Origin of the sequence: Streptomyces sp. NPDC015130 (genome assembly GCF_043080005.1) — a bacterium.
In the GTDB taxonomy this organism is placed as follows: Bacteria; Actinomycetota; Actinomycetes; order Streptomycetales; family Streptomycetaceae; genus Streptomyces.
The window spans coordinates 49,243-70,468 of record NZ_JBIBVC010000021.1 but is presented as its reverse complement, the minus strand read 5'-3'; the positions used below and the strand labels follow the sequence as shown (position 1 = coordinate 70,468).

The window sequence follows — 21,226 nt, the reverse complement described above, 5'->3', positions numbered from 1 at the left end:
CTACCCCCCGAACCTGAGCACGGTGGTGAACTCCCCCGACAGTGCGGTGCCGTCGGCGTGACCGCCGCCGACGAGGGTCGTGGAGGGCTCCTTGCGCCCGAAACCGGGGGAGTACCAGCCCAGCGGCGGGTCGCTCTCGCCGCGATGCGCCCGCCAGGTGAGCTCCTCGGGCAGATCGAGCGTGGCCGACCGGTCCTCGCCGTCCCGGGTCCAGGTGAGGACGGCCCGGTGGCCCGTCAGCTCCGCGGCGATCGCCGGGCCGAGGTGGAACGCCAGGCGGACCGCTCCGCCGTCGCCCCGGACCTCGTCGACCACCCGCAGCTCCCGGCTCGCGCCCGTCAGCTCCACCCGGCGGCGGTGCGTGAAGCCCGGGTAGCCGTCGTGCTCGGCGCACCAGCGGGCCACCCCCTCGCCCGCGGTGTCCGCGACCAGGACACGGCTCCGGGCATGCCGGGTCCACAGGAACGGACCGCCGGAGACGGACTGGTCGGCGCCCTCCCACTCCAGGGTGTTGTGGCCGAGCGTCGACCGGAAGTACCGCCGCCACTCGGGCTGCCCGTGGTAGCAGTACGTCCCCGGGTCGGCGAGCACGTCGACCCCGTCGTGCCGGACCTCCACGGACAGCGCGTCCGCGTGGGCGTGCGCGGCGATGGACAGGAACCCGTGCGGACCGCCGTCGCAGCGGCACCAGATCCCCTCCGGCCCCCGCAGGATGGTCATGCCCGCGTCGGCGAAATGGGCGGGCCGGCTCGCCGGCCGGGACACGTGCGGTGCCGTCCCCGGCTTCGCGTACGGCCGGACGAACGCGGCGAGCAGCGGCGTACGCACATCCGTGCCGGTCACCTCCGGCCACCAGTCGAGCCGCCCGAACACGGCGTCCCCGGTGGCCAGCAGCGAGCCCCAGCGGTCGGTGCCCGCGCCGTCGACGACCAGACCGTGCCCGTCGTCGGAGTCTCCCTGGCGCGGCGGCCGTAGGCGGTCGTCCACGACGGCGGCGAGCGCGTCGGTCATCCGCAGCAGCACCAGCCGGACCGTCGGGGGGACCGGCACGCCGGCCGCGTCCGCCTCCGCCACCGCGGCCAGGCCCAGCTCCAGGACCAGCCCGTGGTACTCGGTGGCCAGCTCGCGGTTGAGGCCGGAGCCGAAGGTGTTGGCCCGCAGCTGCCGCTCCAGCGTCCGCAGGGCGTCGGCCCGCCAGCGCGCCGAGGAGGGGAACCAGCCGAACGCGCAGGCCGCGGCCAGCTGCCCGGCGGCCTCGGCGACGACGTGGTTGTTCGCCGACGAACCCCGGCTGGGGAACGCCGCCAGCCAGCGCTGGTGGTGCCAGATCTGCCGCAGCGCCACGGGGTTGCGCTCGAACAGCCCGGCCGCGCCCGGCCAGCCGTCGAGCAGCCGCCGGACCCACACCCAGGACAGCAGCCGGATCCCCAGCTCGATGCCACTGGTCCAGTGCACCCCGCGCAGCGGCGCGTTCGCCGCCCACCACGACCGCAGGTGCTCGGCGACCCGCTCGGCGTACCGCTCGTCCCCGGTGACCGCGTAGGCGGCGGCGAGGACGGTGAGGTACTGGTGCCGGGACGGCTCCCAGATCTGCTTGATGTCGCCGACCGCCTCCTCGTCGCGGTACGGCACGTCGAAGGCGTAGCCCCACGGGGCCCGGCGCCCGGTCTTCGGGTCGTACCACCAGTCCGGGTCCACCAGGTCGTCGCGGTCCACCCCGAAGTACTCGACGTGCCCGGCCATCAGCCGGTCCGCCTCGGCGACCAGACGCTTCGCGGCGTCCGGCGGCACCGCGCCGATCGTCCCCTCGGGCAGCACCGCGGTGAACCGGGCGCCGGTCACGACCGGGCTGTGCGGCCGCGCCGACCGCCACCGCCGCCTGCGCAGCGTGTCGCCCACCCGGCCGCCGATCTCCCGCGGACCCATCCGGGACAGCCGCCGCAGGTACCAGCCCGTGCTCAGGGTCATCGAGCCCCCGCCAGGGTCACCGGCACACCGGCGGCCAGGCCGGCCGGCACGGCGAGGGTGGCCGCCGTGGTGGCGACGAGCGACTCCAGCGGCACCGGCATCGGCCCGCCGGTCCGCACGGCCCTGACGAACGCCGCCAGTTCCGCGTTCTGCCCCTTGTCCCGGGCCTTCGGCAGCCGTGAACTGACCCACTTCCTGCCGCCGTGGACAGAGGCGCGGACGAAGTCGTCGAGCCGCAGCACCTTCCCGTCCGCGACGAGGTCCAGCGTCTCCTTGGGGAAGCCGGGCGCGCCGGTGGTGACGTAGCTGATGGTGGCGGTGGAGCCGTCCGGGTAGCGCAGCACGACCTGGAGGTCGTCTGCACCGGACGTGGAGACCGCGTACACCGAGACCGGATCGGCGCCCAGCAGCCAGCTCGCCGTGTCGACGAAGTGGCCGCCCTCGCCGGCGAAGCGCGAGCCCTCGGTGCCCTGTCGGAGGTACCAGCTGCCGTGCTGGAGGGTGCCCGCGTTGACCAGGTAGCGGAGGTTCGCCGGGCCGGTCCGGGGGCCGAACCGCTGCTTCGCCTCCTGCAGCAGCGGCGCGAACCGCCGGTTGAAGCCCACCTGCAGCCGGTCGTTCCCGGACTTCTCCACCGCCGCGAGCACTCCGGCCAGCTCGTCCTCGGTGAGCGCCAGTGGCTTCTCCACGAACACGGCCTTGCCCGCGAGGAGCGCCCGCTGGGTCAGCTCGGCGTGCGAGCTGTGGCGGGTGACCACGAACACCGCGTCGACCGACGGGTCGTCGAGCACGGCGTCGAGATCGGTGGTCGCCTCGGCGAAGCCGAACTTCCGCTGCGCGTTGGCGGCGGACAGCGCCGTCGTGGTCACGACCGTGGACAGCTCGACGCCCTCGCGTCCCGCCAGATGCGGCAGGAGCATCGACGTCGCGTAGTTGCCGGCGCCGACGAACGCCAGCCGCACCGGCTTCCCGGCCGCCCGGGCCGGGGCGGACGCCCCGCCGGTGCGCTGCACCGCGGGCACGGCCACCTCCGGAGCCACCGCTTCCGCCGCGTCCCCTCCGGGGTAGCGGAAGAGCACGGCCACGGCCTTCAGCTCGCCGTCCTTCAGGCTCCGGTACGTCTCGACGGCCTCGTGGAAGTCGGCGATGTGCGAGATCAGCGGCTGCACGTCGACGCTGCCGCGCGAGAGCAGATCGAGGAAGCACGCCAGGTTGCGGCGCTCGGTCCAGCGCACGTACCCGATCGGGTAGTCGCGCCCTTCGAGCTCGTACGCCGGGTCGTAGCGCCCGGGGCCGTACGAGCGCGAGAACCGGACGTCGAGCTCCTTCTCGTAGTACGCGTTCCACGGGAGGTCCAGTCGGCACTTGCCGATGTCGACGACCCGGCCCCGGTCCCGGGCCAGCCGCGCGGCCAGCTCGACCGGCTCGTTGCTGCCGCCGCCGGCGGCCAGGTACACCTGGTCCACGCCGTGACCGTCGGTCAGCTCGGCGACGGCGTTCTCCACCGCCGACGACGAGGGATCGCCGCAGGCCTCGGCGCCCAGCCGCTCGGCGAGCTCGCAGCGCGCCGGATCGGGGTCGGCGCCGACCACCCGGACCCCCGAGGCGACGAGGAGCTGCACCACCAGCTGCCCGATCAGCCCGAGGCCGATGACCAGCGCCACCTCGCCGAGCCGCGGATCGCCCTGGCGGACGCCCTGCAGCGCGATCGAGCCGACGGTGCCGAAGGCCGCGTGCCGCGGTTCGAGGCCGTCCGGCACCTTGGAGTAGAGGTTCTTCGGCACCCAGTTCAGCTCGGCGTGCAGCGCGTGCTCGTTGCCGGCGCAGGCCACGACGTCGCCGACCTTCACGTCGTCGATCCCGCTGCCGACCTGCTCGACCACCCCGCACAGCGAGTAGCCGAGCGGAGTGTAGGAGTCCAGCTTGCCCATCACCTTGCTGTAGGTGGCGGGTAATCCGTTGGTGGCCACGCTCTGCATGACCTTCGCCACCTGGTCGGGCCGGGAGCGCGCCTTGCCCAGCATCGACATGCCGGCCTCGGACACCTTCATGAGCTCGGTGCCGGTGGAGATCAGCGAGTACGTGGTGCGGACCAGCACACCGCCCGGCTTGCAGCCCGGCACGGGGACGTCGAGCACCGTCAGTTCGCCGCTCTTGTAGTTCTGTACGACCTGTTTCACCGAAGTCCTCTTGTCTCTGTTGTGCCTATGCGGTCGCGGAAGGCTCCTGGCCGGACCCGGAGGTCGCGCCGCGGTACCAGTACTCGAGCGTCAGCACGTGCCACAGGTGCTTGGAGAAGTCCCGCTGCCCGGCGGCGTCCTCGGCGACCATGCGCGCCAGCGCGTCGCGGCGCAGGAGCCCGGAGCGGACGAGCTCGCCCTCGTTCACCACCTCGCGGACCAGCGGTGCCAGGTCCCGGCTCATCCAGGCCCGCAGCGGGGCGCTGAAGAGGCCCTTGGGCCGGTACACGATCTCCCGGGGCAGGACCGAGGTGGCCGCCTCCTTGAGGACGGCCTTGCCCTGCCGCCCGACGATCTTGCGGTCACCGGGTACGGCGAAGGCCGCCCTGACCACCTCGACGTCCACGTACGGCACGCGCACCTCGGTCGAGGCGGCCATGCTCGACCGGTCCGTGTACGCGAGGTTCAGGCCCGGCAGGAACATCCGGGCGTCGCCCAGGCACATGCGGTTGACGAAGTCGTCGAGGTCGTTGTCCTCGTAGACGTCGGCGTGCTCGGTCAGCACGTCGTCGACGGTCCCCGCCAGGTCCGGATCGATCAGACCGAGCAGCTCGCCCCGGTCGTACATGGTGTAGCTGCGCCGGAACGCGGTCTCCTCCGGCAGATCGGCGAAGGAGAGGAACCGCTTCGCGAAGCGCACCGACCGGTACCCCCGGCGGGCCGTGGCGACCGGCAGCCGGTCGACGACGCCGGACAGGCCCCGCCGCACGGGCCGCGGGACGCGCTGGTAGCGCAGCGCGATCAGATTGGCCAGGTGCTTGCGGTAGCCGGCGAACAGCTCGTCGGCCCCCATCCCCGACAGCATGACCTTGACCCCGGCCTCCCGGGCGGCCGAGCAGATGAGGAAGGTGTTGATCGCGGCCGGATCGCCGATCGGCTCGTCCAGGTGGTACGTCATCCGGGGCAGCAGGTCGAGCACGTCCGGGGCGATCTCGATCTCGTGCAGGTCGACCCCGAACCGCTCGGCCACCTGTCGGGCGTACTTCAGGTCGTCCGGCATCGCCTCGAACCTGGCGTCCTCCGCACGGAAACCGATCGTGTACGCGGAGATCCCGGGCTGCTCGCGGGCGGCCAGTGCGGTCAGATAGCTGGAGTCGAGACCACCGGACAGGAAGGTGGCCACGGGGACGTCGGAGAGCAGGTGCCGCCGGGTCGACTCCTCGACGATCGCGGCCAGGTCCGGCCGCTCGCCGGCCGCGGCCCGCTCCCGGCCCTCGGCGGCGACGTCCTTCAGGTTCCAGAACCGGCCGCGGTCCACCCGCCCGTCGGGCCGGCACCGCAGCCAGCTGCCCGGCGGCAGCTTCTCCGCCTCGCGGAACGCGCACCGCGAGTCCGGCACCCAGTAGTAGAGCAGCGAGGCCACCAGTGCCGCGTGGTCCACCTCCAGCGACCCGCCGGTCACGGCGGCCAGCGCCTTCAGCTCGGAGGAGAACACCAGCCCCCCGCCGCGCCGCAGCAGGAACAGCGGCTTGATGCCGAGCTGGTCGCGGGCGAGCACCAGCTCACCCGTCCGCTCGTCGAAGATGCCGAACGCGAACATGCCGCGCAGCCGGGGCAGACAGTCCGTCCCCCAGCGCCGCCAGGCCTCCAGGAGCACCTCGGTGTCGGACGACCCGCGGAAGCGGACGCCGGCCGACGCCAGCTCGGCCCGCAGTTCGGGCGCGTTGTAGAGCTCGCCGTTGTACGTCAGGACGAGGCCGTCCGAGACCATCGGCTGGGCGCCGGTCTCGGAGAGGTCGACGATGGCCAGCCGGCGGTGCCCGAGGTGCACCTCGCCGTCGCCGACCGGGTGGCCGTAGCGGCCGGCTCCGTCCGGACCGCGGTGGGCGAGCGTGTCGGTGAGCCGGTCGGCCACGACCTTCCCGTCCGGCCATCGGTAGGTACCCGCGATGCCACACATGTGTTACTGCCCCTCCTGATCGCTGTCGGGGACCCGCGCCGCCCACATCGGCAGCCGTTCCGCCCGCCGTACGTCCTCCCGCACCGCCTGAACGGCGTGGGAGGTACCCCCACCGTTCCGCCGGACGGGTGCCTCCGTCCCGCCGCGCCGCGCGGTGACCGGCCCGTCCCACAGGGTGCCGTCGGTGCGGTCCCGCGGATCGGGGTCGATCAGCACCACGCCGATCACCGGGATGTGCTGGTCCGCGAGTTGCCGCGCCACGGTGTGCAGCCACGCGGCGCTGCCGTGCCCGGCCCGGACGACGAGCACGGTCCGGGTGCCGAGGTACCGGAGGTCGGTCCAGGCGGTGCCGGGCGCCACCGAGCCGAGACCGACGGGACGTCCCTGGAGCGGCACGTCCGAAGCCCGTTCGCCGCGGACCACGGCCGGGGCGCCCGGCTTCGCCTTCCGGTCGGCGAGCCGCCCGCCGGGCAGCCCGTCGACGACGACCGCCGGTCCGTCCGCCGCCAGCGCCCCGGCGAGGTCCAGGGCGATCGTGCCCGCGCTTCGCGCACAGCCCAGCTCCAGCAGCGACACCGGCTCGCCGGAGCCGCGCACGGTGCGGGCCAGGGACGTGGTGAGCCGCTCGCGCGCGGCCCGGACCCGCCGCCGCTGCCACGGCCAGGTGGACCGCGGCAGCTCCGCGAGGACCGAGGCGCCGAGGTTCGCGGCGATCTCCCGGCGCAGCACGGGGCGGTCCGCCACCACCGCGCCGACCGCGGACACCGCGAGCCCGAGGACGAGTCCGAGGGCGAGCCCGATCGCCGCGTCGGTGGCGACGGCCCTGGGCAGCGAGTGCCGCACCACGAGCGGCGCGTCCACGATCCGCGTACCGACGAGGAGCCGGGGCGTCCCCATCCGCGCCTCGGCGGCCCGCTGGTCGAAGTCGCTGATACGCGAGGTGAGTTCGGCCCGGCGGGCGAAGAGGGACTCCCGGTCCGCCGAGGCCTTCGGACCGCTGCCCGGCGTGCCGTCCCCGATCGTCCTGTTGACCTGGGCGAGTTCGTCCCGCAAACGGTCGCGTTGGTCGAGCAGGGCCTTGGCCTCGGCGTCCGCGACCTCCCTGATCCGCCGTACGTGGTCCGTGACGAAGACGTCGGCCAGCGCCTGGGCGCGGGCCGTCGCCTCCGCCTCGGTGGCCCCGGTCGCCTCGATCCACAGCAGGTTGTTGGTCAGACCCTCGGCCGTGTAGTCCTGCAGGAAGTCCTCCGGTTTCACCGGGGACTTGAGGGTCCGCAGGGCCTCACCGGCGATCCGGGTGGTCCGGATCAGCGCGACATCCGTCCGGATCAGCGTCCCCGGGTCGTTCGGCTGGTCCTCCTGGTGCGCGACCAGCACCTTGGTCACCGCGGTCGGCGGCGGCGGCAGGAGCACCGCGACCGCCGTCCCGAGGAGCAGCCCGAGGAGCGCCAGGGAGTACCAGACGCGGCGGCGCCGGCGCACGGCCACCACCAGCGCGTGCAGGTCGAGGAGCGGAGCGGCGGTGGCCTGCTCCGTCGTCGTACGTGTCGTCACCCGGGCACTCCCGTCGCCTCGTCGGCCGTCGTGAGCGCCGGCGCGGCGGACCGCCGGGTACGGCCGGACCGCTTCGGACCGGCCAGGACCGTGCCCGCGAGGACGACGCCGACCACCTCGTGGCCGGAGTCCGCGCAGGCCTCGGCGATGCCCGCGAGCTCCCCGGCGGTCCAGGCGCCCGCGCTGACCACGACCAGGGCGCCGAACTCCTCGTCGCGGTCCGGCAGCATCGGCCGGGACACCGGGACCTCCACCACGCGCAGCGTGGGGTAGCCCGTGCTCGGGGCGCCGGGCTCGCTCGCGGCCTCGGCGGCGAGCCGCTCGGCGGCCGGCCGGGCGATCTCGTCGCCGGCCGGGACGACGACCAGCAGCCGGGAGGCCGGCAGCCGGTCCCGGAGGCGGGCGCACACCCGCCGGTAGCGGGTCCGCCGGCTCGCCTCGTCGCCGGACTTCCGGGGAGCCGGCAGGTCCCACCGGACGTCGACGCCGAGCAACCGCCGGACCAGGGCCCGCGGGCCCCGGCCTCCCGGCCGGTGCGCGGGCCCTTCGGCGGGCACGTCGACGGTGCCGAGGAGCGTCGAGCCCAGCGCCGCGGCGATGTCCTGCTCGGTGCGCAGCCTCCGGCCCATCCGCGCGGCGACGAGATGGCCGGCGACCGCGACCAGGAGGAACAGCAGCCCCCCGCCGACGACGAGCTGCGTCCTCGTCGGCGGCGCCTCGCCGGCCGGCCGGGCCGCCGGGCCCATGACGACCATGTCGGCCTTGACGGCCCGGCGCGTGGCCGGGTCTGACTGCTCCAGCTTGTCGACGGCCTCGCGCAGCGCGGTGCGCAGCTTCTCGAGGTCCGTGCGGGTCTGCACGCTCTCCACGTTCCGCCCAGGATCGGCCGCGGCGGCGAGCTCGGTGATGCGGCGGTCGGTTCGTTCCACCGCCTTCCGCAGCTCCTCCAGCCGGGCCGCCGCGTCCGGGTCGGTGCCGCTGCCCAGGATCTCGGCGGCGAACGCGACGAACTCCCGGGCCACCCGGTCCGCGAGCCGCTGCGCGTGCTCCGGCGTGTCGGCCGTGCCCGAGACCGTGATGATGTTCCCGTCGGCGACCTCGGCGGCCACCCGGTCGCGCAGCTCGCCACCGCCCGCCGCGTTCCCGCCCAGGCCGGCGGCCACCCGGTCGATCACCACCGAACTGGTCGCGATCTGCGCCTGGGTCCGCAGCTCGCGCTCCTCCCACGCCCCCGGGAGCAGCACCGACGCCGAGGTCGTGTACCGCGGCGGAAGGAGCAGGGAGGTGCCGTAGCCGACGAGCGCGCCCACCACGACGAGCAGGGTGAGGAGCCGCCGGCGCCGACGGACAATCCGCCCGATCGTGACCAGGCGTATCGTGTCTTCGCTCAACGGTGCTGCCTCTTCCCCGTGCGGTCCGTGCGGCCGGCCGACACCGCGGCGGTGTAGGCGGCGAGCAGCGATCGCTGGGAGTTCCGCCAGGAGAGGGACCCGTTGATCCGCTCCTGGCCGATCTTGCCCATCCGGGCCCGCTCCTCCGGGTCGTCGAGCAGCCGCGCGATCAGCCGGGCGAACTCGCCCTCGTCGTTCGCGGGAGCGTAGAGGGCGGCGTCACCGGCGGAGACGCGCGCCTCCCGGAGGTCGAAGGAGACGATCGGCCGGCCCATCACCATGTACTCCAGGACCTTGTTCATGGTCGACACGTCGTTGAGCGGATTGCGCGGGTCGGGGGAGAGGCAGACGTCCGCGGTGGACAGGTAGCGCGCCAGATCGGCGTCCGGCACGCGCCCGGTGAACTGGACCTGCTCCGAGAGGCCCAGCCGCCGGGACAGCTCCACCATCGCGTCGAAGGTGTCGCCGCCGCCGACGAACACCGCGTGCCAGTCGCTCCGTCCGACCTCGTCGCGCAGCTTCGCCAGGGCGCGCAGGGCGTAGTCGACGCCGTCCTGCGGGCCCATGACGCCGAGGTAGCACAGCAGATGCGGCTTGCCGCGCTTCAGCTCCGGCTCCGGCGGCACGGGACGGAAGCGGTCGGTGTCGGGCGCGCTGCGCACCACGAACACGTCCTCGGGCCGCCGACCGCCACGGCGTACCGCGACGTCCCGGTAGCTCTCGTTCGTCGCGAGCACGACGTCCGCGGCCCGGTACGTCATCCGTTCCAGCGCGCACACCCCGCGGTAGAGCAGGTCCTCGCCGCGGTCGAACCGGGAGAGGTACAGCTCGGGCACCAGGTCGTGCTGGTCGAAGACGAACCGCGCGCCGCGCCGCTGCAGCCACCTCGCCTGCAGGAACAGCAGGTCCGGCGGGTTGCAGGCGTGCACCACGTCGACCGGGCCGATCCTGCGGGCCAGCCGGAAGGTGTGCCACAGCGCCGATCCGTACTCCCGCAGGTATCCGGCAGGCCCTCCGGTGGCCGCGCGCAGCGGGTAGCGGTGGATCCGCACCCCGTCGATCACGGCCTCCGGCTCCGTGTCCCGCTTGCTGCCCTGCGGGCAGATGACGTGCACCTCCCAGCCCGCGTCGCGCAGCGTCGTGCACTCCTGCCACACCCGCCGGTCGAAGGGCACCGACAGGTTCTCCACCAGGATCAGCGCGCGCCGGTCGGTCCGGTCGACGCCGGTCGTCTCACCAAGCAAGGCCCACGTACCCAGGTTCGGCCCGGCGCTCGTCGGCGTCGGGGAGGTGGATGAGGTCGACGATCACCGGGCTCTCGCCGTGCGGCAGCGCCTTCAGGACGGCCGGGTCCCGGGTCCCGACCAGGCACACCTCGGCGTGTTCGAGGACCTCGTCGACGGAGTCGGTGAGCAGCTGGCCGAGGTGCGGCAGCCGGGACTCGATGTACTCGCGGTTCGCGCCGAGCAACCGGGCGAGGTGCACGTTGGCGTCGTAGATCCGCAGTTCGTAGCCCTTGCCGAAGAGCCGCTCCGCCAGCTCGACGAGCGGGCTCTCGCGGAGGTCGTCCGTGCCGGGCTTGAAGGACAGTCCGAAGAGGCCCACCCGGCGCTTCCCGGTGCGCTCGACCAGGTCCACGGCCCGCTGGAGGTGGTCGGCGTTGGAGGGCAGCACATGGGAGAGGATCGGGACCGAGACGTCGGCGCGCTGCGCCGCGTGGACCAGGCTGCGCAGGTCCTTGGGCAGGCAGGAGCCGCCGAAGGCGAAGCCGGGACGAAGATAGGCGGGGCTGATGTTGAGCTTGCTGTCGGCCAGGAAGACGTCGATGACCTGGTGCGAGTCCACCCCGAGTGCCCGGCACACCGCGCCGAGCTCGTTCGCGAAGCCGATCTTGAGGCCGTGGAAGGCGTTGTCCGCGTACTTGATCGCCTCGGCCGTCGGGATCGGCACCCGGAAGACCTCGCCGGGCAGTCCTTCGTACAGCGCCCGCACCACGTCGCCGCTGGCCGGGTCGAGCTCGCCGATGACGGTCTTGGGCGGGTCGAAGAAGTCCCGCACGCTCGTGCCCTCGCGCAGGAACTCCGGGTTGACCGCGACCCCGACGTCCACCCCCGCCGTGCCGCCGACGTACTTCTCCAGGATCGGGACCAGCAGGTTCAGGCACGTGCCCGGGAGCATCGTGCTGCGGAAGACGACGGTGTGCCGGCCGCCCTCCGCGGCGCCCTCGGCCAGCGCGGCGCCGATCTGCTCGGTGACCCGCTCCAAGTAGGTCGTGCAGAGGCTGCCGTTCGGCTCCGACGGCGTACCCACGCAGATGAGGGACACGTCGCTGTCCCTGATCGCCTCGCGTACGTCGTCGGTGGCGCGTAACGCCCCGGTGCGCACGACCTCGGCGACGAGCTCGCCGATCCCCTCCTCCACGACCGGGGCCTTGCCGGCGTTGACCAGGTCCACCTTGACCCGGTTGACGTCCACCCCGATGACCTCGTGACCCATGTCGGCCAGGCACGCGGCCGACACGCAGCCCACGTAGCCGAGCCCGAAAACGCTGATCCTCATTGCCCGTTCCTCCCCCCGGGCGGGCACTCCCCGCCCGCGAACCGCACACCGGCCGTACGCATCCGCAGTTCCCCGCGCATCAATAGGCCCCCTGGCCGTAGAGCACCGCGCGCAGCGTCTTCCACAAGATCACCGTGTCCAGGGCGAGCGACCAGTCCTCCACGTACCGCAGGTCGAGCCGGACGGCCTCCTCCCACGGCAGGTCGCTCCGTCCGCTGATCTGCCACAGGCCGGTCAGCCCCGGCTTGACCAGCAGCCTCCGCCGGATGTCCGGGCCGTACGCGGCGGACTCCTCCGGCAGCGGAGGCCTCGGGCCGACTAGCGACATCGAGCCGGTGAGCACGTTGAAGAGCTGCGGGAGCTCGTCGATCGAGTACCGGCGCAGCACCCCGCCCACCCGGGTCACCCGCGGGTCCCGGCGGAGCTTGAACAGCGGGCCGGCGCCCTCGTTGTCGTCGGCCAGCTCGGCCCGCGCCCCGTGGGCCCCGGCGACCATGGTCCGGAACTTCAGGATGGTGAACTCACGGCCGTCCTTGCCGACCCGGCGCTGGCGGTAGACCGCCCCGCCCCGGCTCTCCACCGCCACGAGCAGCCCGACGACCAGCATCAGCGGCGCGAAGAGCAGGAGCAGGAGCGCCGCGCCCAGCCGGTCGACGACTCCCTTGATCGCCCGGCGGCCACCCGTGAAGGTCGGCATGCTGACCCGCAGCAGCGGGATCCCGAGCACCGCGTCGACGTGCAGCCGGGGGCCGGCCACCTCCATCAGCACGGGGGCGACGACCATCTCCGCGTCGCTGCCCTCCAGGTTCCACGCCAGCCGCTGGAGCCGGTGGGGTGACCAGTGCGGGTCCGGGGTGAGCGCGAGGACGCGGTAGCCGTCGCGGCGGATGTGGTTGGCGACGTCCGTCAGCCGGCCGACGACCGGCACTCCGTCCACATGGTCACCGTCGGGGCCGAGACCGTCCGTCGTGCAGACCGCGTCCACCCGCCAGCCGAGGTGCGGGAACTTGCGGGTCCGGGTGATGAGGTCGTGCACGGTGTCCGGACTCCCGGCGGCGAGCACCGGGCGCAGACACCGTCCCTCGTTGCGTTGCTTGTGCAGCCAGAGACGCAGCAGATAGCGCGTCGTCATGATGATGACCGCGATCGTGGGGATCGCGACGAAGATCCAGAGTTTGATGTTGCGCGAGGTCAGCGCGATTCCGCCGAGCGCCAATACCACCGTCGCCATGAACAGGGAACGGCCCAGTCGGCGGAATTCCTCCGCACCCTGGCCGAGATGCGCCGGTGCCCACGCCCGGTTCACCGCGAGCGCCCCCAGGACGAGGAGCTGGGTGCCGAATGCGAGAATTCCCCACTTCTCGTGCCAGTCGGCCGCGTCCCGCGCGCCGAAGAATTCGCCGATCGACGCCACCACCACGGCGGTGGCCACGGCATCGCTCATGATCACGGCACGTCGGTACCGCTGCTCCCAGTCGATCGCGGGTCCGCCGATCGACCCGTTCGTCAGACGCTCGCGCGCCGACGGTAACGGGCCGACTAATCCCCCTTGCCGCACAGAACCCCCCAGGTCCCAGTGGTTCGACGAGTACGTCCGACAGCCCCGCTCGAAGGCCCCACCCCTCCCCAGGGCAGGGCGTCCCAGCTGTCTCAGGGCTGTGGCTGCCGCTTTTCGTAGCGCCGGATCAATTGATCGTGAGTGGTCGACTCAGGTCCGAACTGCCGAAGCACGGTCAATCTAGAGCATCGGGGGTCAGTATGAAGAGGGAATGTGTGAAATTTGTGGCCAACCTTTGTGGCTTGATCCATCGATAGGTGTCGGTGGCCGATCAGCTACGGGTACTTATGCGCCACTGTCCGCTACCGGAACATCGGAATCGGAAATTCCGGCGGATACGCCCGAGGAGGGAAGCAGCTGCGGAATGCCGTCCACGATCGGATAGTGGCGGCGCAGGCGGGGGTTGTAGAGCGCGCTCAGGCCCTCGTCGAGGATCAGCGGCCCCTTGTCGAGCGGACAGGCGAGGATCTTCAGCAGCGGGCTGTCAGGCTTCATGGCCGGGTTCCTTCGGGATCGGGTGTGTTCGTTTCGTGTCGCGGAAGGGTGAGGAGGACCGTCACCGCGAGGACGGTCCCGCCGAGACGCAGTAACAGCCGCACCCAGTCGTCGGGCAGCGGCTCGTCGAACGCGATCGTGCCGCTCACGACGGTGAACACGCAGGACACCGTGGAGCAGACGGGGACGATCAGCGACGCCCGGCAGCGCTGCAGGGCGGTCTGCGACAGCACGAGACCGCTGACCCCCGTCACCAGCAGGAGGTACGGATAAGGGGTGGCGAGCAGGCCCGGCGCCGAGCCCACGAGGTCCGAGGTGTCCAGGTGCCCGGAGACGCCCTTGATGGCGAGTGAGCTGACGCCGTAGATCAGCCCGACCGCGACCGCGTAGGCCACCCCGGTCGTCGGCTGCCGGTGGCGCCGGCGGGCACGCCGCTCCGCGGCGGCGTAGAGCGCGAGGCCGGCCGCGAGCGCCGGCACGCACAGGGCCAGCAGCCGGCCCGAGGGCGCGCTGTGGCTGATCTCCTCGGCCGTCCCGTACAGCGAGGACACCACCATCACCAGCGCCAGACCGATGACGGCGACCGCCCGCCGCTCGCGGCCGGAGGGGCGCTCGCCGAGCACCGCCGAGGAGAGCACGAGCAGCAGCACGAGACCGGACAGGAACAGGCCCTGGGCGGCGGCGATCGGAAGGGTGCGGTAGACGGCCAGCTGCGCGGCGAAACCCAGGCCCAGGGCCACCGCCCCGCAGAGCCACAAGGGCCTGCCGAGCAGCAGGAGCAGGGCCCGGCCCGGCCGTGCGGCGCTCAGCGGGGGCATGTCGGCCAGCGCCCGCTTCTCCAGGACGAAGCCCGTGCTGTACAGGACGTTCGCCACCAGAGCGAAGGCCACCCCCCACACCACGGGCTACACCTTCCTCGCGTGGACGAGGAGGATGGAGGAGAGGGAAGGCAGCCCGCAGGCCAGCCGGTCGAGCGGGCGGAGCGGGCGCGGCACCCCGTGGAACGGCGCGCCGGCGACCTTCACCACCTCGAAGCCGGACGCCGCCACGAACTCGCGCAGCGCACGGGCCGTGTACAGCCGCAGATGCCCCACGACCTCGCTGCCGGGCCTGCCGTGGATGCGGCGCAGGCTCACCTCGGAGAACACCGGCTGGACTCCGGCGAGCAGCAGGACGCGGTTGTACCAGGCAGCGAGGTTCGGCGTCGAGAGCATCAGGTGCCCGCCGGGCCGCAGCACCCTGCGCAGTTCGTCGAGGGCGCTGTCGGGGTCGACGAGATGCTCGACGACCTCGCTGAACAGCACGGCGTCGGCGCTGTCCGAGGCGAACGGCAGCCCGCTCCCGGTCAGTTCGCCGCGCACGACATGGCTCAGCCGGGGCGCCGCCCGGCGCAGCGCGTCCTGCGACCAGTCGATCCCCACGACACGGTGCCCGCCGAGGACCTCGGCGGCGATCGCGCCCGCCGAGCCGTCGCCGCAGCCCACGTCGAGCACGGTCGCGGCCGGCCGGCCGGGCCCCACGGGGCCGAGCGCGTCGGCCAGCATCCGGGCCTGGCGCAGCGTACGGGCCTCGCCGGAGGCGACGGGAACGGACGGGTTCTCGTAGAAGTCCCGCAGCCCGGGGACCGGCCGGTCCGGAGAGGTCCCCGGCCGGGGCGACGTCCCGGTCTCTGTCGAGCCGGTGGCTGAGAAGGTCATGACGGCCTCTTGTGGTTGTCCTGGGTGGAGCGGGCTGCGTCGGCTGCCGGGTCCACGGCCGCCAGCGACTCCTCGAACAGGCCCGCCAGTTCGGCGCCGGCCGCGTCCCCGAGCAGCGCCCGTGACCAGCGCACCGAGATGTGCAGGCGCCCGCCGGTGGAGGCCGCCGCCACGCTCAGTCCGCGCGGCATCCGCGCGGGCGCGGAGAACCACACGGCCGTCGCCCGGCCGGCGTCGCCGAAGTCCAGCGCGTACGGCACGCGCCCGATGTTGGTGACCAGCGCCGTCGACGTCCAGGACGCCGCCGCCCGCCGAGCGCCACGGGTGAGCACGCCGCGGACGCCGACCGGCAGCACCGGCGCGGTCAGCAGATCGGCCCCGGCCCCCATCGGGGCGCCCCGGACCGAGGTCAGCGCGCGGGTGCGCCGAGCGGTGGTGCGCAGCAGCCGGTCCACGGCCGCCGGGTCCGGCCGCTCACCGAGCAGGAGCTCCGTGTCGCCCGGATCCTCGGCGGCCATGTCCACCTCGACGAGCCGGGTCCCGTTGCCCATCGGCATCTCCGCGCCACGCGGGCGGTCGTCGACGGGCATCGTGAGCCGGACCGGACCGGCGGGCCGGCCGTGCGCGACGTTCCAGCGGCCCACGGTCAGGGCCGTCGCGACCAGCAGCTGGTCGTTGACGGTCCAGGGCGGGAGGCCGTCGGCCGGCGTCGCGCGCCCGGGCACGGGGAGGTCCAGCTGCAGCATGCCGTTGCCCACCGTGCGGGCGCGTTCCGCCACGGGCCGGGAGTCCGGCGCGAGCCGCACGGGCCGCGTACGTGCCGTCCGGCCGGTCCCGCCCGGAGCGGCACCCGGGGGAGCGGGCCGGACCCGCCCCGGGACCGGGAGGGCCGCCCCACCGGCGTACCGCTCGGCGGTCGTGGCGAGCAGCCGCAGCCCCGACGGCGCGTCGAGGGCCGTGTGATGCAGCGTCAGCAGGAGCACTGTGCCGGTCCCGCCCGGGACCGCGGCCCGAGTCTCGCTCCCCGCCTCGTGCTCGGTAGCGTCTCCGGCCTCGGTACGGCCCCCGGCCTCCGCGGCGGCCCCAGCTCCGTCCTCGGCGAAGGCCTCGGCTCCGTCCTCGGCGTAGGCCCAGGCCCCGTCCTCGGCGAAGGCCTCGGTCCCGCCCTGCTCGACCGCCTCCAGGCGCATCGGCGGCGACAGGGTGAGCGGCGGGCAGACGTCCAGCGCGCGGGCACGGGCCCGCGCCAGGGCGTCGGGACCGCGGTCCGCGAAGCCGACCGGTTCGCCGTCCGGCGCACCGGTCAGCTCCCACGCGAAGGACCGCCGGTGCAGCCGGCCGGGCACCTCCCGCATCAGCGCCCTGGGGTGCGCCAGGAGCGCCTGCCGGAAGGCGGCCCGCAGCCGGTCCGGGTCCAGCCGTCCGGGCAGATGGACCTCGATGTGCACGCTCTCCGGCTCGTCGGCGTCGAGGCAGTGCCGCGACACCTCGTCGACGGTCGGAAAGGGGATCAGGGCCCCGCCGGGAGGGGTGGAGGCACCCCTCCCGGCGGCTGCCCGCGGACCCGTCACGAAGGGTCGCCGTCGTCCGGCCGGCGACGCGGCTGCTCGGGCAGGTACCAGTCGTCGGTGCCACCCGCCGCGGTCGCCGCCGGGCCGGTCGAGACCACCCGTCCGACGCCCGGGGCGTCACCTCCTCCGTGCTCCTCCCGTCCGGCGGCCTCGGCCCCCGGACGGACCGCCGTCACCAGCGCGGCGGAGACGGCCACCAGGGCGAGGACCTGCGCGAGACCGCTGAAGGCACCCGCCCCGGCGGCGACCGGCTCGCCGGCGCCGAAGGCCGCGACGAGGCCGGCTCCGGCCATCGCCGCCGCCGCGGTCGGCACGAGCACGGCCGGGCGGAACCTGGCCGCCACGGCCAGTGCGGGCACGACGAGGGCCAGCGGTCCCGCCACCACCGCGACGACCGCGGTCAGCGCCAGCGTTCCGAGGAGCATCCCGGGAGCCGCGGGCTCGGGCAGTTCCTCACCCGTCCCGTCGGCCTCGCCGCCCCGGCGGCGGCCCACGAAGGCCAGCGCGGCCAGGGCCACGAGCGCGAACGCACCGCCGATCAGGGCCGCCCGGTACGTACCGGAGGGCTCGAACTCCATGGTCACGGTGCCGGAGGCGCCGGCCGGGACGACCCAGGCCTGCTGCCAGCCGTCGAGGCGCACCGGCTCCAGCTCCTTGCCGTTCAGGGTGGCCGTCCAGCCGTCGTTGGCGTTCTCGAAGGTCCGCAGGTAGACGGCCTCGGAGCCCTCCGAGATCTTGACGGTCCGGCTGTCGTCGGCCCACCGGGTGACGGTGGCCTCGCGGCCCGCCGCCCCGGTCAGGGCCCGCGGAGCGCCCTCGGTCAGCGTGACGTCGGTGATCGCCAGCGGTCCGGCGTCGGCCGCCTCCACCTCGTGGTCGCCGGCGGGGAGCTCCAGGGTGCCGTCCTTCTCCTCACCCGCGCAGAGGGTGACGGTGACGGGGCGGCGCTCGGTGAGGTCCCGGACGAGCCCGGAGGCCTTCGTCTTGTGCAGGACACCGCCCACGGCGAGGTCCGGACCCTCGCCACAGGCCAGCGAGAACCGCGCGTCGGCCTTGGGCCGCGGCACCCGCAGTTCGGCCAGCGCGGGGACGTGCACCTCGCTCAGTCCGACCGGCAGCTGCAACTGCGCGTCGGCCACCGGGTTGTGGACGGTGAGCGGGGCGACCCGGCTGATGGTGATGTCGATTCGGTCCGTCTCGATCGCCGGGAAGCGGACGCGTCCGTTCTCGTCCACGTCGGCCACCGCGGCACCGTTCGGAGAGCTGATCATCACCTGCTCGGGCCGGGTGGACACCCCGCCCGCCGCCGCGAGGACGATCTCGTCGATCTTCGTCTTCGCGGGCCAGCTCAGGTGGACGACCGGCCGGTCGCCCGCGATCCAGGAGGTCGTCAGATCACCGTCGACCAGGTTGCGCGCGCCGAGCGAGGTGCCGTTGACCGTCACGGAGTCCACGGACGCCGTCAGCCGGTTCTTCGACCCGGGGGCCGCACGGTCGAGCAGCCGGTCCAGGGGGCCGCCGGGCACGGCGACGGCTCGCGCCGACACCTTGTACTCGCCCGCCTCCCCGGTGGTGAACCGGCGGTGCAGTCCCACCTCGGCCGAGGAGGGCGACAGGCCGCCCGCGTCCGTGCCCCGGTGCAGCGAGTAGACGGTCGCCGCCGCGTCGGTGCGCTTGGCGTCGGCGGGCAGCGCCAGCAGACGCGTCACCTGCACGTCCGGGATCGACACCTCGGAGAACCCGGCCCCGGCCAGGCCCGGCCGCGCCTGCTGCGCCGCGAGGACGGTGATCTTCATCCAGGAGGCCTCGCCGGCGGGGGCCTTGACGGTCTGCGGCCGCCCGTCGGTCCGCAGCGGGCTGTCGGCCGAACCGCGGTCGGTCTCGATCCGCACCTGCGTGGGCGCCGCGCGCAGGGCGTCGCCCGGCAGCGGGGTGAGCTGCACGGAGGCCGGGATGTCGGTCGGCCCGGAGAAGTCCACCCGGAGCCACTGGCCGACCGGCTCGCCCGGGCTGCCCTCGGCCCATGCCGTGTCGGGGTTGCCGTCGAAGGCGTTCACCGGGTCGAACTGCGGCAGGTGGAAAAGCCAGTTGCCGCTGCTGGAGGCCGTCACCGACGTGGCGCCGCGCAGCACCGCCGTCGTCTGGTGGTCGGTGCCCTCCGACGGCAGGATCTGCTTGGGCTGCTCGCCCGGGTTCTGCATGCTGCCGGAGTGGTTGCGCTCGTCCGCGGTGTACGTGTACGAGGTGTTGTTGTTGACCAGGCCGAAGCGGGTGTCGGCGCGGCGCAGCCCGTCCGCGACCGCCTCGACCGGCGCGACGACGCCCTTGGGCAGCTTGTCCCCGGCCAGTACGGCCGGCCGGTCCGTCATCGAGGGATCGGCGGACAGCTGGAGCAGCGACTCGGGTCCGCCGCTGACCACGGCCGTGTCGGCCACGGCCGAGACACCGACCCGGTCGGGCCGCCCGGACCGGCCGGCCGGCTCGTAGATCTCCACGGCCTGGAGCCGCGGGAACAGTCCCTGCACCTGGAGCGGGGTGTCGGCGGCGATGCGCCCGCCGGTCACCAGCGGGCCGAACCCGGTCACCTTGCGGTAGCCGGACGACTCCAGGGTCCGCTTCACCGTCTGCGGCGGGACGTAGCCGATCTGGTCGGGGTCGAGGTCGTTGCGGACGACCACCTCGTGCATGCCGGCCCGTGCCAGGTACGCCTGGAGACCCGGCACCTCCGTCCCGGACAGCAGCGCCTGCTCGACGGCGTCCGTCATGCGCCGTGCGCCGGGAGTGCCGAAGGGGACGAAGTCACGCTGCGCCCACGGGGTCTCGGCCAGCACGTCGAAGGGCTGGTCGATGGGGGAGCCCCAGGTGTAGATGCCGTGCGCGGTCGCCGGGACGACCAGGGCGCGGCTGTTCGGGGCGTTGTCCTTGAGCCAGCCGGCGGCCTTCTCCCAGTGCGTCGGCAGCTTGTCGAACGCGCCGGGCTGGAGGATCGAGCCGTTGACGTACGGGAGCGCCAGACCGGGCAGGACGAGCACGGCCGCGGTCGCGGGCACCCAGCGGCGGCCACGCAGCGCGCGGGTGCCCCGGTTCTCGGCCAGTACGGCGGTCAGGTGGGCCAGTCCGAGGGCGAGCGCGAGGGCCAGACCCGGCTGGAACTTGTAGATGTTGCGGAACGGCTTCAGCGTCCCGTTCAGCCACTCCTGCACGGCACCGTGGAACGGCGCGCCGAAGGCACCGCCGTACCCGGCGAGCACGATCAGGACGACGGACAGGACGGTCAGCAGCAGCCAGCGGCGCTCCGGCAGGTCCCGCCGGGCCAGGCCCGCCAGGCCCAGGGCCGCGGCGAACGCCGAACCGAGGACGGTGACGACGGAGGTCGCGACGGTCCAGCCGGCCGGCAGCCACGGCTCACCGAAGTTCAGGTAGGCCACCCAGTTGCCCGCTCCGCGCAGCAGCTCGGTCGCGGACATGGTGGCCGTGGTGGTGTCGGACTGCTCGACGAACGGCATGAAGTTCTCGCCGTGCATGCCGAGCAGCAGCAGCGGCACCACCCACCACACGGTGGCCAGTACGACGCCCGGAATCCACCAGCCCAGCAGCGCGCGCCGGCGCGGACCGGCCGGGCGGCTGAGCAGGTACAGACCCACCGGCAGCAGCGCGGCCAGCGTCGAGGCCGCGTTCACGCCGCCCATGAAGGGGATGAGCAGGGCCGAACGCGCGGCGGCCGTCCGGGGGCTCAGCGTCGCGGAGGTCAGCGGGAGCAGCACCCAGGGCAGCAGGGCGCCCGGCAGCGCGGCCGCCGAGGTCGACCCGACGACGATGGTGAACGTGGGCCAGAGCGCGTAGACGACCGCACCGATCACCCGCGACGCGGGCTTACCCACGCGCAGACGCTCGGCGAGCCTGAGCGCTCCCCAGAACGCGGCGGTCACGATCAGCGACAGCCAGAGCCGCTCGGCCAGCCAGACCGGCAGCTGGAGCAGGTCGGCGAGCGCGTAGTAGGGCAGTGCCGGGAAGGCGTAGCCGACGTACTGGTTGGCGATGCCGCCGAGACCCACGTTGCCGTTCCACAGCGAACCGAGGTCGCCGAGGAAGCGCCAGGGGTCGAGGGCGACCCCCAGTTTGGTCTCGAACGTCATCTTCCCTGGTGACACCGCGAGGAACGCCAGCAGTACGGCGGCCCAGAAGCCGAACAGCAGGCGTCGTCCACGCGGCTCGCCCGACGCGGAGGGCGCCGGGCCGGGCTGCGGCACCCAGGTGGGTGTCTGGACGGTAGTGGTCATGACCGTTCCTCGC

13 protein-coding genes are annotated in these 21,226 nt (G+C 73.7%); all 13 read right to left on the bottom strand.

What is annotated here, in order from left to right:
- The gene (locus ACF08F_RS32900) at positions 1–1,968 is read right to left on the bottom strand and encodes an alginate lyase family protein (RefSeq protein WP_392302188.1); all 1,968 of its coding nucleotides are present in this window, start codon (positions 1,966–1,968) and stop codon (positions 1–3) included.
- Complete coding sequence (locus tag ACF08F_RS32895) at positions 1,965–4,148, bottom strand: bi-domain-containing oxidoreductase (protein WP_392302187.1); 2,184 nt, start codon at positions 4,146–4,148, stop codon at positions 1,965–1,967. The genes ACF08F_RS32900 and ACF08F_RS32895 overlap by 4 nt, the downstream gene beginning before the upstream one ends.
- A 25-nt stretch (positions 4,149–4,173) precedes the next feature.
- Positions 4,174–6,108 (bottom strand): asparagine synthase (glutamine-hydrolyzing), encoded by a 1,935-nt coding sequence (gene asnB / locus ACF08F_RS32890; RefSeq protein WP_392302186.1) that lies wholly within the window; start codon positions 6,106–6,108, stop codon positions 4,174–4,176.
- Between the two features lie 3 nt (positions 6,109–6,111).
- A complete protein-coding gene (locus ACF08F_RS32885; RefSeq protein WP_392302185.1) occupies positions 6,112–7,662 on the bottom strand; it encodes a Wzz/FepE/Etk N-terminal domain-containing protein in 1,551 nt (516 codons plus the stop codon).
- Positions 7,659–9,053 (bottom strand): Wzz/FepE/Etk N-terminal domain-containing protein, encoded by a 1,395-nt coding sequence (locus ACF08F_RS32880; protein WP_392302184.1) that lies wholly within the window; start codon positions 9,051–9,053, stop codon positions 7,659–7,661. Before ACF08F_RS32880 ends, ACF08F_RS32885 begins: the two co-directional genes overlap by 4 nt.
- Positions 9,050–10,297 carry a glycosyltransferase family 4 protein gene (locus ACF08F_RS32875; protein ID WP_392302183.1) on the bottom strand — a complete coding sequence of 416 codons (1,248 nt, stop codon included), beginning with the start codon at positions 10,295–10,297 and terminating at the stop codon, positions 9,050–9,052. Before ACF08F_RS32875 ends, ACF08F_RS32880 begins: the two co-directional genes overlap by 4 nt.
- Positions 10,287–11,612, bottom strand: coding sequence for a nucleotide sugar dehydrogenase (locus tag ACF08F_RS32870; RefSeq protein ID WP_392302182.1), 1,326 nt, complete (start codon positions 11,610–11,612; stop codon positions 10,287–10,289). Before ACF08F_RS32870 ends, ACF08F_RS32875 begins: the two co-directional genes overlap by 11 nt.
- 79 nt (positions 11,613–11,691) lie before the next feature.
- Positions 11,692–13,170 carry a sugar transferase gene (locus tag ACF08F_RS32865; protein ID WP_392302181.1) on the bottom strand — a complete coding sequence of 493 codons (1,479 nt, stop codon included), beginning with the start codon at positions 13,168–13,170 and terminating at the stop codon, positions 11,692–11,694.
- 285 nt (positions 13,171–13,455) lie between these two features.
- Positions 13,456–13,665: a Trm112 family protein gene (locus ACF08F_RS32860; protein WP_392302180.1), complete on the bottom strand. Its 210-nt coding sequence runs from the start codon at positions 13,663–13,665 to the stop codon at positions 13,456–13,458.
- A complete protein-coding gene (locus tag ACF08F_RS32855) occupies positions 13,662–14,567 on the bottom strand; it encodes a DMT family transporter (RefSeq protein WP_392302179.1) in 906 nt (301 codons plus the stop codon). The genes ACF08F_RS32860 and ACF08F_RS32855 overlap by 4 nt, the downstream gene beginning before the upstream one ends.
- 3 nt (positions 14,568–14,570) lie before the next feature.
- The gene (locus ACF08F_RS32850) at positions 14,571–15,362 is read right to left on the bottom strand and encodes a class I SAM-dependent methyltransferase (protein WP_392302178.1); all 792 of its coding nucleotides are present in this window, start codon (positions 15,360–15,362) and stop codon (positions 14,571–14,573) included.
- Positions 15,359–16,849 (bottom strand): condensation protein, encoded by a 1,491-nt coding sequence (locus ACF08F_RS32845; RefSeq protein ID WP_392302177.1) that lies wholly within the window; start codon positions 16,847–16,849, stop codon positions 15,359–15,361. Before ACF08F_RS32845 ends, ACF08F_RS32850 begins: the two co-directional genes overlap by 4 nt.
- 80 nt (positions 16,850–16,929) lie before the next feature.
- A complete protein-coding gene (locus tag ACF08F_RS32840) occupies positions 16,930–21,213 on the bottom strand; it encodes an alpha-(1->3)-arabinofuranosyltransferase family protein (RefSeq protein WP_392302176.1) in 4,284 nt (1,427 codons plus the stop codon).
- Between the last annotated feature and the right edge of the window lie 13 nt (positions 21,214–21,226).